This is a genomic window from Leeuwenhoekiella sp. CH_XMU1409-2 (assembly GCF_037029365.1).
In the GTDB taxonomy this organism is placed as follows: Bacteria; Bacteroidota; Bacteroidia; order Flavobacteriales; family Flavobacteriaceae; genus Leeuwenhoekiella; species Leeuwenhoekiella blandensis.
Window position 1 is genome coordinate 70,090 of sequence record NZ_JAYMEI010000006.1, and the last position, 14,516, is coordinate 84,605.

Sequence of the window (14,516 nt, forward strand, 5' to 3'; positions counted from 1 at the left end):
ACTTTACGGTAGCCCTTTTTTTATTTTACTAATTCTGTGTTTCAAACCTTTAAGTCTCTTATTTTTGATAAAAAAAAGCTTGAAAAACAATTATTGGTCTTTGCTACTGCTCTTGCTATGTTTCAACATTTGGGGGCAAGAGAACTACACTATAAGCGGTACGATTACTTCTGCCGCGTCTAACGAAACCTTGATTGGCGTAAATGTTATCATTCCTGAACTCAACAAGGGTGCGGTAACTAACGAATATGGTTTTTATTCCCTCACCTTACCAGAAGGGAATTACACGCTTCAAGTAAGTTTTATAGGTTTTGAAAACATCGCGCAACCTCTTCAACTTTCAGAAAACAAGAAGCTGAATTTTTCACTGAATGAAAGCACCGAAACCCTAGACGAGGTCATCATTCAGGAAGATGTAGAACAGTTGAGTATTAGAAAACCGCAAATGAGCGTGAATGCACTAACTGCTGAAACGATCAAGCAAATTCCTGTGGTGCTGGGTGAGGCCGATGTCATTAAATCGATCTTGTTATTACCTGGTGTAACCAATGCCGGCGAAGGTGCTTCTGGATTTAACGTGCGCGGTGGCGCAGTTGATCAAAACCTTATTTTACTCGACGAAGCGATCATTTTTAACTCTTCGCATCTTTTCGGTTTTTTCTCTGTGTTCAATCCTGATGCGATAAAGGATCTTAAGCTTTATAAAGGCGGAATTCCTGCACGCTACGGCGGTAGAGTTTCTTCAGTCCTTGATATTTATCAGAAAGAAGGAAACAGTAAAAAGTTTCACGCCAATGGTGGAATCGGAGCCGTCGCCAGTAGACTTTTAGTCGAAGGACCTATTGTCAAAAACAAATCGGCTTTTCTTGTGGGCGGGCGCGCTTCATATGCGCATCTTTTTCTTCCGCTATTCGATATTGATAACAAGGCTTATTTCTATGATCTGAATGCCAAACTGAATTATAATTTTGATGATAAAAACAGTCTTTATCTTTCAGGATATTTTGGCCGTGACCTTTTTGGAGTGAGCGATAGTTTTTTGAATACTTACGGAAATGCCACAATCAATCTAAGATGGAATCACGTTTTTTCAGACAAACTCTTCTCTAACCTTTCGCTGATTTATTCTGATTATTATTACGGACTGTTACTTGATTTTGTTGGTTTTCAATACGATTCAGGAATTCGGAATTTCAATGTAAAATATGATTTTCAACATTATCTAAATAGTGAGATCAAATTGAGCTACGGAGTAAACAATATTTATTACCGATTCAATCCCGCCACGATCATTCCCAACCGACCGGATTCTGGAATAAACCCATCTCAACTCACGCATAAATTTGCCAATGAATTTTCAGTTTATGCAGAAGCAGAACATGATATTTCTGAAGCACTCACGCTACGCTACGGGTTGCGCTTAAGTCATTTTACACGTCTGGGTCAAGATGCTTTCAATCGCTATCTAAATGATCAAGCCTTAAATTATAACGACCAACTCGAATTATATCAACCTGCTACGCCTGTAGAAGTCCAAACGAATACGGGCACCCTGGCCACATTTACAAATTTAGAGCCTCGTGCCTCCTTATCTTATTTGATCAATGATAACAGTTCGTTTAAAGCGAGCTACAACAGAATGGCGCAATATTTACATTTAATCTCAAACACCAACGCCCCTACTCCGCTTGACGTCTACGCACCCAGTGGGCCTTATCTCAAACCACAGTTGCTCGATCAATATGCTTTAGGATATTTTAAAAAGATAAGGAATAATGAATATTCGATAGAGACTGAAATCTTTTATAAAGACATTCAAAACAGATTAGATTACAGAAACGGCGCACAACTAATTGCCAATGATGCTATTGAAGGCGAAGTGCTAAGTGGAAAAGGCAGAGCCTACGGTCTTGAATTTCTTGCAAAGAAAAACAAAGGAAAGTTCACAGGCTGGCTCGCTTATACCCTATCGCGTAGTGAGCAACAAACACCGGGAAGAACGCCAGAAGAAACCGGTATTAATAATGGCGAATGGTATCCTTCAGCCTATGATAAAACGCATGATATCAGTGCATATGTCAATTTTGAATTGAATAAAAAATGGAATTTCAATGCAAACTTTGTGTTTCAAACCGGGCAACCTACAAATTTTCCGGTGAGCCAATCGCAATTTCAAGGATTGACCATCGCCAATTACGCTACCCGAAATCAACAGCGGTTGCCTTCTTATAATCGGCTGGATCTTTCGGCAACTTTAACCCCAAAAAATAAAAACAAAACGATTAAAGGCGAGTGGGTTTTCAGTATTTATAATGTTTATAACCGTATGAATGCTGCATCGATCACCTTTAGAACGAATGAAGATACAGGAGCAAATGAAGCTTTACGCACGTCTATTTTCGGTATTCTTCCTTCGGTAACCTATAATTTCAAATTCTGATGAGAAGAGTTGGTTTTTTATTGATTTGCGCTTTTCAAATGCTATTCCTTGTCGGTTGTCAAGAAGCTATAGATGTAGATCTTCCTCCAACCGAAGAGCGCCTCGTGGTAGATGCTTTGATGCGCATTCCCGACAATGATACCTTTCTGGTCGAGGCTTATCTAAAACTCACGCGCACTGCAAGCTATTATGCAGATACGATTCCCACAGTTAGCGACGCTCTGGTGTCTTTAACCACGAGTAATGAAACGTACACGCTACAACCCGAAGAAAACGGATTTTACAGCACGGTTCTCCCCAGATCAGAACTTACCACAGGCAACGTGATTTTAAATATTGAATACGAAGGAGAACTTTATGAGGCCAGCACACAGTATTTTCCTGCCGTTCCTATAGACTCTGTCGTTCAAGGGGAAGAAAGTTTATTTTCTGAAGATGAGACTGAAGTGGTCATCACTTACACAGACCTTGCAAATGAAGATAATTTCTATCTTTTTGATCTGGATAAAGGGCAGTTTCTCGCAAGCGAAGACACTTTTTATAAAGATCGGCAGTTTTCATTTTCTTATTTCTATGAAGATTTAAACGTTCAAGATACATTAGACATTGATTTAATAGGGATCAATAAACCTTTTTTTGATTATATGACCGTGCTATTGAATCAAACCGGGCAAGCTTCAGGAAATCCTTTTGTACCGCCACCATCTACCGTGCGTGGTAACATCGTCAACACGACCAATAAAGAACATTATCCATTAGGCTATTTTGCGATTGGAGCTGTGTATTCGGCCTCCATAATTATTGAATAAACTAACTTGCAACAGCAACTATTTACATTTCTAAAGCAATTATGAGCTTTACTAAAACTACCGAGCAAGATTCAAACTACACTGATTTAGAGAAGATGAGTGTAACAAATCTGCTAAAAAATATAAATGCAGAAGACAAAACAGTTCCTATGGCGGTGGAACAGGCTTTACCGCAAATTGAACGTTTACTTGAAGCGCTTATAGCCAAAATGAAACAAGGCGGAAGATTATTCTACATGGGTGCCGGCACAAGCGGAAGATTAGGAGTTGTTGATGCTTCAGAATGCCCTCCTACTTTTGGAGTTTCTCACGATCTGGTTATAGGTTTGATCGCTGGTGGTGAAACTGCGATACGAAAAGCAGTTGAAAATGCTGAAGACAGTACCACGCAAGGCTGGGAGGATCTTAAAGCACATAAGATTACCGAAAAAGATTTTGTAATCGGAATCGCTGCTTCAGGAACGACACCTTATGTGCTACACGCTTTAAACGCTTGTAATGAAAACAAGATTTCAACCGGAAGCATCACCTGCAATAAAGGATGCCCTATTGCCGTAGCTTCCAATTTTCCGATAGAAGTTGTAGTAGGCCCAGAATTTGTAACCGGCAGCAGCCGCATGAAAGCAGGAACCGCTCAAAAACTGGTGCTTAATATGATTTCTACCACAGCGATGATCCAACTAGGAAAAGTCAAAGGAAATAAGATGGTAGATATGCAACTCAGCAACGACAAACTTGTAGATCGTGGCATACGCATGATTAAGGCTGAAATACCGGTAAGCACCGAAGAAGCAGCACAATTATTAAAGGAAAACGGTTCGGTAAGAGCCGCGGTAACTAAGTATCAACATGGCAACAAATAAAGAAGCATTGGCAAAAGGCGTTCGTACGATGGCAACGTCCTTATTATTTATGTTCTTGGGTCCGGGAATTATCTATCAGGCTTTTAAAAACAGTGAGCACCCACTGTACATTCCTGTTTTGGTTTTGGGTTTTATCGCTGCGGCATTGGCCATTTATTTTGCCTTTAAAGGAATCAATCGCATTATGAATGCGCTTTTTGATAAGAACTAAGCTTAGAAAACACAAATCAAAGCACAAAAAAAGCCTTTGCAAATGCAAAGGCTTTTTAAAATGATATGAGAATCGCTTATTTAGCGAATTTCTTGTATTTGTTTTTGAACTTGTCAATACGACCAGCTGTATCTACCAATTTAGATTTACCGGTGTAGAATGGGTGTGATGCTCTAGAGATCTCCAATTTTACTAAAGGATAAGTCTCACCATCAACCTCAATAGTTTCTCTTGTGTTAGCAGTAGATTTAGTTAAAAAAACCTCGTCGTTAGACATGTCTTTAAATGCTACTACTCTATAATTTTCTGGATGTATCTCTTTTTTCATCGTAAATGCTTTAAAATCTGCTCAATTTTGAGGTGCAAATTTAGAAATAATTTATAATCTGACAAGGGGTTTTAAATAATTAATTACAATTTTATTCTAAAAGAAATTTCCTGTAACAATTTTGCTTAGAAGTTTACTTATCAACAATTATTAAAACTAGGTCTATAGGACCCTTATATGTACATTTACAAACTTAATCCTTTACTTATGGAAGAACAAAAACTAACCACCGGAAAAGTAGCCCTAACCTATGGCGGACTTTTAGGCCTTCTTACTATTATTTTAGCAGTAGTACTTTATGTGACCAATTCGCTACTTGATCAGAACTGGATGACCGCTGCAGTGAGTTTCCTAATTATGATAGCTTGTATTTCTTACGGGCAAAAAGTATATAGAAATGGAAACGGTGGTTTTATGGATCTGAAGGATGCATTAAAAGTTGGTGTCGGTATTGCCTTAATCGGTGCAATCTTAGGCGCGCTTTATAATTATGTGTTCCTTACCGTTATCGAACCTGGTTTTACCGAATTGATCATCGAAAAACAAAGGGAAACGATGATCAACTCACAACCTAATATGACCGAAGCTCAAATTGATCAAGCAATGGAATTTGCCGGGAAATTTTCACAACCTTGGGTACAATCTTCATTTCAGATCGTAGCAGGAATTTTCTTTGGCTTTATTATTTCTCTTATAAGTGGTTTAATTTTGAAGCGTAACAATCCGCACCAATAAATTTTATATGCAGTTATCGGTAGTTATACCCTTACTTAACGAGAAAGAATCTTTACAAGAACTATACGACTGGCTCATACGTGTGATCTCAAAAGAAGGTTACACGTATGAGCTTCTCTTTGTAGATGACGGAAGTACCGATGGCTCGTGGCAAAAAATTGAACAACTCGCCCAACAAAATCAATTTGTAAAAGGAATTTGTTTTAACCGTAACTACGGAAAAAGTCAGGCCCTCAACGCCGGTTTTCTGGCTGTTGAAGGCGAAGTGGTCATCACTATGGACGCCGACTTACAAGACAGTCCAGATGAAATTCCTGAACTTTATCGCCTTATAACTCAAGAAGGCTATGATATTGTTTCAGGATGGAAGAAAAAGAGATACGATTCTGTATTAGCAAAAAACCTTCCTTCAAAACTATTTAACGCAGCAGCTCGCAAAACAAGCGGACTACAATTACACGATTTTAATTGCGGTTTAAAGGCCTACCGCAATGAAGTTGTAAAAAATATTGATGTCTATGGTGACATGCACCGCTATATCCCGTTGCTCGCAAAAAACGCCGGTTTTATCAACATTACAGAAAAACCTGTTCAACATCAGGCTCGAAAGTATGGCCAGACAAAATTTGGTGCAGACCGCTTTATTAAAGGCTTCCTCGACTTGTTAACCATTTGGTTTACTACACATTTCGCTAAACGCCCTATGCATTTATTTGGAACCTTAGGAGCCATAATGTTCATCATCGGGTTTGGTTTGGTAGCTTACTTAGGTATTGACAAACTTTTTATTAACCCTACAGCACGACTTTTAACCCAACGCCCACAATTTTACATTGCTCTAACCAGTATGATCATTGGTATGCAACTTTTTATCGCGGGATTTTTGGGCGAACTTGTGCAACGCACAAAACACGAGCGACCACGTTATTTAATAAAAGATAAAAAGGGATTTAACTAAAGCCTAGTAAGGTTGAAAATTCCTATTTTTGATTCAAACAACTTTTGACCTATGAATTCTGAAATTATTGAGAAAGCAAAAGCTTGGCTTTCATCTACTTTTGACTCCGCAACCCAGAATGAAGTACAAAAACTTATCGATGCAAATGCTGACGAGCTGAATGAGAGTTTTTATAAAAACCTTGAATTTGGTACCGGTGGAATGCGCGGTATTATGGGCGTGGGAACCAATCGCATCAACAAATACACCCTTGGTAAAAACACCCAAGGCTTATCTAATTATCTAAAAGAAGCTTTTCCCGGCGAAACCCCTAAAGTAGCAATAGCTTACGACTGTCGTAACAACAGTAAAGAGCTTGCTCAGGTTGTAGCAGATGTTTTTTCAGCAAATGATATTAAAGTATTTCTATTTAGCGATCTAAGACCTACTCCAGAATTAAGTTTTGCAGTAAAACATTTAGATTGCCACTGTGGTATTGTACTTACAGCTAGTCACAACCCACCGGAATACAATGGATATAAAGTATATTGGCAAGATGGCGGCCAGTTGGTTCCACCACAAGATTCAGAAATTGTTGCAGAGATCGAAAGTCTTGATTACGACGCGGTAAACTTTTCAGCAAAAAAAGAACACATCACTTATATAGACAAAGATGTCGATCAGGCATTTATCGAAGCTTCACTGAAAAACGGAAGCTTTGCAGAACTTGATAAGCACCGTGATGATGTTACAATTGTTTTTACACCCTTACATGGGACTTCAGTAACCATTATTCCTGAGGTTTTAAAAGGTGCCGGTTATAAAAATGTACATATTGTTGAAGAACAACGTACACCTAACGGAAATTTCCCAACGGTAAAATCTCCAAATCCAGAAGAGCCGGAAGCATTAAAGATGGCGCTAGAACTGGCTGAAGAAAAAAATGCAGATATAGTTATAGGTACAGATCCTGACTGTGACCGTCTGGGTATCGCTGTGCGTAATAACAAAGGTAAGCTTCAACTTCTTAACGGAAATCAAACTATGGTCGTGATGACCGATTTCTTATTAGACCTGTATTTCTCAAACAACAAGCCTAAAGGAAACGAGTTTATTGGATCTACAATAGTTTCTACGCCTATGATGGATGTTTTGGCAGAGTCTTATGGTGTTGAGTGTAAATTGGGACTTACCGGTTTTAAATGGATCGCCAAAATGATTAAAGATCATCCTAACCAGAATTTCATTGGTGGTGGTGAAGAGAGTTTTGGCTATATGGTAGGTGATTTTGTGCGCGATAAAGATGCGGTTACCGCTACTTTACTCGCTTGTGAAATTGTAACAAAAGCTAAAAGCGAAGGAGCTTCTTTCTTCAAAAAATTACAAGACCTTTATGTGAAGCATGGTTTCTATAAAGAAGATCTGACTTCATTAGTTAAAAAAGGAATCTCTGGGGCTGAAGAAATCAAGCAAACAATGATCGATTTACGCGAGAATCCGTTAACTACGATCAACGGAGAGCAAGTGGTACAAATTGATGATTATGCTTCTTCAAAATCGTTAAAAACAACTACCGGAACTTCTGTAGACATTGATATTCCAAAATCTAATGTTTTAATCTACCACACAGATCAGGGATCGCGCATAGCCGCACGACCTAGTGGTACCGAGCCAAAAATCAAGTTCTACATCAGCGTGAACGACGAAGCTAAAAGCTTAGAAGATCTAAATAGCGTAGAAGAAAAATTAGATGCTAAAATAGCAGGAATACGCAAGGAATTAGGACTTTAAAGTTCTGATTCTTATATATAAATCTACTTCTGAAGGAATCTTAAGCTAAACAAATATCGATTCCAGAAGAATTGAAGTAAATTCGCCTCACCATTTCTGCTAGGTCAGATTTGTTGAGGCGATTTTTTTAAACCCGATTTTAAGGGACATTTATATGAATTATTTTAGACAAATAATGCTTTTTGCAAAACCGTATAAAAAATATGCGGTTTTAAATATTGTGTGCAACATTCTCTATGCGATTTTCAGTACACTTTCTTTTCTGGCATTGATTCCTGTAATCGATATTCTATTTGACAAAGCAAAACGCGTTAACGAACTTCCCGTTTGGGACGGTTGGAGCGGCGTTAAAGATTATCTTTTCAATTCATTTTACTATTATGTCAGTCAGCAGGTTGCAGAAAACGAATTATCTTCTCTAGTTCTTGTTTGCGGGATCGTGGTCGTGTTGTTTTTTCTAAAAAACATCTTCGGTTATCTCGCTACTTTCTTTATTACGTTTTTACGCAATGGGGTTATGCGTGATGTACGTGATGCTATTTACGATAAGTTATTAGAATTGCCGGTTGCTTATTTTTCTGAAAAAAGAAAAGGAGATACCATCTCAAGAATAACGGCTGATGTAAATGAAGTAGAGCGCTCTTTCCTTTCTATTCTAGAAATGGTAGTACGCGAACCATTGACCATCATTTTCACCATTCTTATGATGCTCGTGTTAAGTCCGAAGCTTACGTTGTTCGTTTTTGTTTTCTTGCCCATTTCGGGTATAATAATCTCTCGCATTGGTAAATCGTTGAAGAAACAATCTAACCAGGCGCAGGAAGAAAATGGTACGTTTTTGTCTATAGTTGAAGAGACGCTTTCCAGTCTTAAAATCATTAAAGGATTCAACGGTGAGAATCAGTTTAGAGCAAAATTTAGAGGCAGTACTACGCGCTTGAACAGTATCTTAAACAGTTTGATCAATCGGCAAAACCTTGCTTCTCCCACAAGTGAATTCTTAGGGATTTTTGTGATCGTGGTGATTTTATGGTTTGGTGGACATATGGTCCTTGTTGAAGGTTCGCTTGAAGCCTCACAGTTCATCGCGTTTTTAGGACTTTCTTACCAGATCCTGACGCCGGCAAAACAAATAAGTAAAGCATCGTACAGCGTTAAAAAAGGAAATGCAGCAGCAGAACGTATACTTTCCGTTTTAAATACAGAAACAACTATAAAAAATGCTCCTGATGCAATAACTGCACAAGAGTTTCACGATGCTGTGCATATTGAAAATGTTTCCTTTAAATATGAAGATGAAAACGTGCTTACCAATTTTAGTGCAGTTGTTCCTAAAGGAAAAACAGTTGCTTTAGTAGGACAAAGCGGTAGCGGTAAAAGTACAATTGCCAATCTAGTGACGCGTTTTTATGATGTTAATGAAGGTGCCATTAAACTCGACGGAATAAATATTAAACAACTTACCAAAGCTTCTTTACGCGCTCAAATGGGATTGGTAACACAAGATTCAATTTTATTCAACGATACGGTGCGTAACAACATTTTGTTAGGAAAACCTGATGCCAGTGACGATGAAGTGATCGCTGCACTCAAAGTAGCCAACGCCTGGGAGTTTGTAAACGAATTGCCCTTAAAACTGGATACCAACATTGGCGACAGCGGAAACAAATTAAGTGGTGGTCAAAAGCAACGTTTGTCTATTGCAAGAGCGGTTCTAAAAAATCCGCCAATTATGATTCTAGATGAGGCGACTTCTGCCTTAGATACTGAAAGCGAACGCTTAGTTCAAAAAGCGCTCGAAAATATGATGATGAACAGAACATCAATTGTCATCGCGCATCGACTATCTACCATTCAAAATGCAGATCAGATCATTGTGATGCAAAAAGGAAAAATCGTAGAACAAGGAAAACATCAAGAACTCCTCGCCTTAAATGGGACGTACAAAAAGCTCGTTGAGATGCAGTCTTTTGAGTAGTTTCAAAACAGGCTAAAAACAAAAAATCCGCATCAGTTTGATGCGGATTTTTTTATTGTTGTGAAGTTCTTACGTTGGGTTAAAATCATCTTTAATACTTGGGGCAAAAAAGGTTCTAAGTGTTTTTCAATCTTTACAACAATATTAATTAACGCATTCTCTTACTTTAAAGTGAGTCAAATATATATTCAAAAATGCTAACCCACAAGAGGAATATGTATTTTATCCTTTTTTTAATGTTTTTAATCGAAGTTTTATAGTTTTAACTCCAAAATATCTTAATTCCTTTAAACTGCATTTCACTTTAATTATTTCTTTAACTATATTTTATACTTTAAGTAATTAAACCATTTAGCAGATTTGCAGTCAGAAGTAAAGTAAGCATTTAAAAATCTGCATTGAATCATCTAGAAGCACATACATTGCAACCTTTAAAATTTGAAGATTTGGTATCTCAATACAAAGAACGTTTGTATTGGCACATACGACGTATGGTCATCTCTCATGATGATGCTGATGATGTCTTACAAAACACGTTTATAAAGGTTTACAAGAACCTGCATAACTTTAATGGAGAAAGCCAAATTTACACCTGGCTATACCGCATAGCGACAAACGAAAGTCTAACATTTATCAAAAAAAGAAAACGAACGACCCAGATAGGTAGTGAAGAGCTTAAAGAAAGCCTAGTGGCCAACTTGACGAGTGACCCTTACTTTAATGGTGATGAAGCGCAGCTTACGTTACAAAAAGCTATAGATACACTTCCGGCAAAGCAAAAGCAGGTATTTGTGATGAAATACTTTGATGAACTGCAATACAATGAAATTTCAGAAATTTTAGATACCTCTGAAGGTGCATTAAAAGCAAGTTACCATCACGCAGTAAAAAAGATAACAGAATACGTCACAGCGCATTAAACCTTTTATGACCTTAAACGTCTAAAATATAATGAAAAGCGAAAACGAAAATAAAAACAAGCAGTTTAATGTACCTCTCGGCTATTTTGAGTCGTTTGAGGAGCGTCTGCTTATTGAGCTAAAATTTCAGAAGCTTTTTCCTAATAACAATGATGGGTTTCTGGTTCCTGAACATTATTTCAGTCACGTTGAGCAAGCAATTCTTGATCAAAATAAACCACAAGGAAAACTTGTTCGCTATAATTTTAAAACAATACTATCAAGTGTCGCGGCAATTGCTGCTGTGCTACTCGTTCTTTTCTATGTGGTAAATCCTATAGAAAAAGAAATGCAGTTTGACTCACTTAGTATTACCAGTCTTGAAAGCTACTTTGAAGAAGAAGATCGAATACAAGATTATTTTTCTGCTGAAGAGCTTAGCACAATTCAAGACAACACCTCAATTTTTGATGATCAAAGCGTGAGCGAAGACTTGATCTATGAATATGTAGATCAGGATATCATTCAGAATACGCTTGACGGTCAGTAATTTTTTATAGAAAAACTATGAAACGATTTTTAATCTTACTTGTTCTTTGTTCGAGCCTTTCCATAAGTGCTCAAAAAAAGGACAGACACGAGCATATTAAAGCACTTAAAGTTCCATTCTTGACTGAAGAATTAAATCTTACTCCTGCAGAAGCTGAAAAGTTTTGGCCCATATACAATGTATATGACTCAAAAATGAGTGATTTACGTTCTAGAGAGCGTAAATTATTCGACGAGAAATTCTCTGAATCTGGTTCTAAAAAGAGCATTTCTGATGCTCAAGCAAAAAAATTGATGGCAGAGTATCAAGACATCGAGAAAAGCAGATATGAGTTAGAAACTAAATTAATGATAGATCTTACTCAGAAACTTCCTGCTTCTAAAATGGTGTTTCTCCCTGAAGCCGAACGTAAGTTTGGAAGAAAATTATGGGAAGAATACAAGAAACGCAGAGATAAAAATTAAGGTTAAGCTTTTTAATTAGCGTTAAAAGTTGAAAAAGCGATTCTATAACAGAATCGCTTTTTTTTTACGAATTATCGTTTAAAAGTCAGTCGTGCGATGCTTCCATTTCCAGCAGCGTAAGCAGTAGAGTCATTTAAGAATCGAACGGTAAAAAAGCCTTCGCTACTTAGATTTTTCCAGGTAGCTCCCTGATCCCTGCTGTAATCAATTCCTTTAAAGCCTACAGCCAATAATTCTTTGCCTTCGGTATCTGGAATAAACTGAGTGCAACTACGGTAGCCCGGTGCTGCTTTGTCTGCAAGTAATTCCCAGGTCTTCCCTCCATCGTGCGTGATTGCTTTATTGGCTTCGTTACCTTCAGCATTTGTATAATCCCCACCAATGATCACACCTAAATTTTCATCATAGAAATCAATTGAATATCCACCGCTTGTTGGTGTTCCTTGATTTAAAGGTGTTTCGAAAACCTCCCAGGTTTTCCCTTTATCACCTGTGTGTAAAACTCTAGATTTCATTCCGCCGGTGATGATCCACGCGTTATTCCCGTATACAGCAATATTAGTATTACTCGCTGCAAACGCGGCCTCCCCTTCTGCTGCTTCAGGTAAATTATCGCAAGAAACTTTAGTCCACGTTTTACCTCCATCTCGAGTGATAATAATTGAGATACAGCTTTCGGTAGGATCTCCCATAGCTATCCCCTCTTGATCGTTCCAGAACGTCATAGCGTCGTAAAAAGCTTTAGGATCTGCTTCTTCATACACCAACTCCATTGCGCCAGAATCTCCTGTTTTATACAACAATGCCGGACTTTCTATACTCAGCATAAAGAAATCTTCAGCGGTATGCGCTACAGCTCTAAAGTTTGGCGTAAGACTATCGCGTTTCATCACGGCCGTATTCCAAACTTTAGAAGAAGGATTGTACAAACCATATTTACCGTTAGAACCAGCAAAGGCTACGCTTCCGTCATCAAGAATTTCGAGCGCTCTAACACTTACCGAATCTTCATAAATAGATTCTATTTCAACAGATTGTATCGCATTCAACTTTTTAGGCTCTTCAGGATTTTTGCAACTCAAAACCAATAAACTGAGCAGCACTACCACTAAATATCTCATACATTTAAAATTTTCTCTAATTTAAAACTATTCCTTTTTAATCCTGTACCTTTGCGCGCATTTTAAAAACATTTGTTATGCGTTTACATCGCAATCTGGTTTTTGCTGTTATTGATGGCTTAATCGAAATTTTTAATGAAGGCGGCTATGCTGATAAAGTGATCGCTAAACAACTGAAGCGCGACAAACGCTGGGGTTCTCGTGACCGCAGCTTTATTGCAGAAACTACGTACGATATTGTACGCTGGAAAAGACTATATGCTGAAATTGCTGATGTTAAAGAACCCTTTGAGCGTAAAGACCTATGGCGCCTGTTTGCTGTTTGGTGTACGCTACGCGGAATCAAACTACCAGACTGGCCGCAGTTTGAAGAAACACCTACCCGCAGAATCAAAGGTCGTTTTGACGAACTATCAAACACCAGAAAGTTTAGAGAATCTATTCCAGATTGGTTAGACGAGTTGGGTCAGCAAGAACTTGGTGATAAGTGGGATGCAGAACTCGCTGCGTTAAACAAGCAAGCACCGGTAGTTTTACGTGTAAACCGTTTAAAATCTGATATCGGCGCATTGCAAACAGCTTTAGCTGAAGAAGGTCACGAGACCGAAAATATTAAACCTTATAAAGACGCACTTCAACTACAAGAACGCGGCAATGTATTTACAACCGAAGCCTTTAAAAACGGACTTTTTGAAGTACAGGATGCTTCTTCTCAATTGGTGGCTCCATATCTTGACGTCGAGCCGGGAATGCGTGTGGTAGATACTTGCGCAGGTGCTGGTGGTAAAACCCTGCATCTTGCTGCTCAAATGGATAACAAAGGGCAGTTGATCGCTCTGGATATCTACGGAAATAAGCTAAAAGAGCTCAAGCGTCGTGCGCGTCGTGCAGGAGCTTTTAATATTGAAACCCGTGTGATCGATTCAACTAAAGTTATTAAGAAGCTTCACAATTCTGCAGACCGTGTGCTTATTGATGCGCCGTGTACGGGACTTGGTGTTTTAAGCCGTAATCCGGACGCCAAATGGAAACTGCAACCGGATTTTGTAGAAAAAATTCAGGCAACGCAGCAAAGCATTTTAAAAGACTATTCAAAAATCGTGAAGCCCGGCGGAAAAATGGTTTACGCTACCTGTTCTATTCTACCTTCAGAAAATCAAGAACAGATTAAAAAGTTCCTGAAAACCGAAGAAGGAAGCGATTTTAGTATTGAAAAGCAGAAAACTGTTTTATCTAGCGAAAGTGGTTATGACGGCTTTTATATGTGTCTTATGGTTAAAAAAGACAAAGCCTAGCTACTGAAAACAATAGCATTTTAAAGCCTTAAATGTTTCAACTTTTAAGGCTTTTCTTTTTTGTAGTTATGGAGAAGGTTCATTTTTCAGTTATC

14 protein-coding genes are annotated in these 14,516 nt (G+C 38.2%); 12 read left to right on the forward strand and 2 right to left on the reverse strand.

Annotation, left to right across the window (positions count from 1 at the left end; all coding sequences use genetic code 11):
• Positions 1 to 79: 79 nt before the first annotated feature.
• Genes WA338_RS08225 through WA338_RS08240 form a run of 4 tightly spaced genes read left to right on the forward strand, consistent with a single transcriptional unit; the run spans position 80 to position 4,323 of the window.
• Positions 80 to 2,440, forward strand: coding sequence for a TonB-dependent receptor (locus tag WA338_RS08225; RefSeq protein ID WP_272985246.1), 2,361 nt, complete (start codon positions 80 to 82; stop codon positions 2,438 to 2,440).
• Positions 2,440 to 3,249: a DUF4249 family protein gene (locus tag WA338_RS08230; protein ID WP_009779969.1), complete on the forward strand. Its 810-nt coding sequence runs from the start codon at positions 2,440 to 2,442 to the stop codon at positions 3,247 to 3,249. The genes WA338_RS08225 and WA338_RS08230 overlap by 1 nt, the downstream gene beginning before the upstream one ends.
• Before the next feature lie 41 nt (positions 3,250 to 3,290).
• Complete coding sequence (gene murQ, locus WA338_RS08235; RefSeq protein WP_009779968.1) at positions 3,291 to 4,112, forward strand: N-acetylmuramic acid 6-phosphate etherase; 822 nt, start codon at positions 3,291 to 3,293, stop codon at positions 4,110 to 4,112.
• Positions 4,099 to 4,323 carry a DUF6095 family protein gene (locus WA338_RS08240; protein WP_009779967.1) on the forward strand — a complete coding sequence of 75 codons (225 nt, stop codon included), beginning with the start codon at positions 4,099 to 4,101 and terminating at the stop codon, positions 4,321 to 4,323. The genes murQ and WA338_RS08240 overlap by 14 nt, the downstream gene beginning before the upstream one ends.
• Before the next feature lie 76 nt (positions 4,324 to 4,399).
• On the opposite strand, the gene WA338_RS08245 is transcribed toward WA338_RS08240, so the two are convergent.
• Positions 4,400 to 4,651: a type B 50S ribosomal protein L31 gene (locus WA338_RS08245; protein WP_009779966.1), complete on the reverse strand. Its 252-nt coding sequence runs from the start codon at positions 4,649 to 4,651 to the stop codon at positions 4,400 to 4,402.
• Positions 4,652 to 4,858: 207 nt separating this feature from the next.
• Between WA338_RS08245 and WA338_RS08250 the strand changes: the two genes are divergently transcribed.
• From WA338_RS08250 to WA338_RS08280, 7 genes are all read left to right on the forward strand, one after another.
• On the forward strand, positions 4,859 to 5,386 hold the full coding sequence (locus tag WA338_RS08250) for a DUF4199 domain-containing protein (protein ID WP_040533362.1): 528 nt from the start codon (positions 4,859 to 4,861) through the stop codon (positions 5,384 to 5,386).
• Between the two features lie 7 nt (positions 5,387 to 5,393).
• On the forward strand, positions 5,394 to 6,344 hold the full coding sequence (locus WA338_RS08255) for a glycosyltransferase family 2 protein (protein ID WP_009779964.1): 951 nt from the start codon (positions 5,394 to 5,396) through the stop codon (positions 6,342 to 6,344).
• A gap of 51 nt (positions 6,345 to 6,395) precedes the next feature.
• Positions 6,396 to 8,114 (forward strand): phospho-sugar mutase, encoded by a 1,719-nt coding sequence (locus tag WA338_RS08260; RefSeq protein WP_273016230.1) that lies wholly within the window; start codon positions 6,396 to 6,398, stop codon positions 8,112 to 8,114.
• A 154-nt stretch (positions 8,115 to 8,268) separates the two neighbouring features.
• Positions 8,269 to 10,092 carry an ABC transporter ATP-binding protein gene (locus WA338_RS08265; RefSeq protein ID WP_273016228.1) on the forward strand — a complete coding sequence of 608 codons (1,824 nt, stop codon included), beginning with the start codon at positions 8,269 to 8,271 and terminating at the stop codon, positions 10,090 to 10,092.
• A 398-nt stretch (positions 10,093 to 10,490) separates the two neighbouring features.
• The gene (locus WA338_RS08270) at positions 10,491 to 11,012 is read left to right on the forward strand and encodes an RNA polymerase sigma factor (protein ID WP_273016226.1); all 522 of its coding nucleotides are present in this window, start codon (positions 10,491 to 10,493) and stop codon (positions 11,010 to 11,012) included.
• A 31-nt stretch (positions 11,013 to 11,043) separates the two neighbouring features.
• Positions 11,044 to 11,541, forward strand: coding sequence for a hypothetical protein (locus WA338_RS08275; protein WP_009779960.1), 498 nt, complete (start codon positions 11,044 to 11,046; stop codon positions 11,539 to 11,541).
• A 17-nt stretch (positions 11,542 to 11,558) separates the two neighbouring features.
• Positions 11,559 to 12,005 carry a sensor of ECF-type sigma factor gene (locus tag WA338_RS08280; protein WP_273016224.1) on the forward strand — a complete coding sequence of 149 codons (447 nt, stop codon included), beginning with the start codon at positions 11,559 to 11,561 and terminating at the stop codon, positions 12,003 to 12,005.
• A gap of 71 nt (positions 12,006 to 12,076) precedes the next feature.
• Here the strand turns inward: WA338_RS08280 and WA338_RS08285 are convergent, their stop codons facing one another.
• Positions 12,077 to 13,126 (reverse strand): WD40/YVTN/BNR-like repeat-containing protein, encoded by a 1,050-nt coding sequence (locus WA338_RS08285; protein ID WP_273016223.1) that lies wholly within the window; start codon positions 13,124 to 13,126, stop codon positions 12,077 to 12,079.
• Positions 13,127 to 13,203: 77 nt separating this feature from the next.
• Here WA338_RS08285 and WA338_RS08290 point away from each other — a divergent pair, with 77 nt between their 5' ends.
• Complete coding sequence (locus WA338_RS08290; protein ID WP_273016221.1) at positions 13,204 to 14,421, forward strand: RsmB/NOP family class I SAM-dependent RNA methyltransferase; 1,218 nt, start codon at positions 13,204 to 13,206, stop codon at positions 14,419 to 14,421.
• Positions 14,422 to 14,516: the final 95 nt, after the last annotated feature.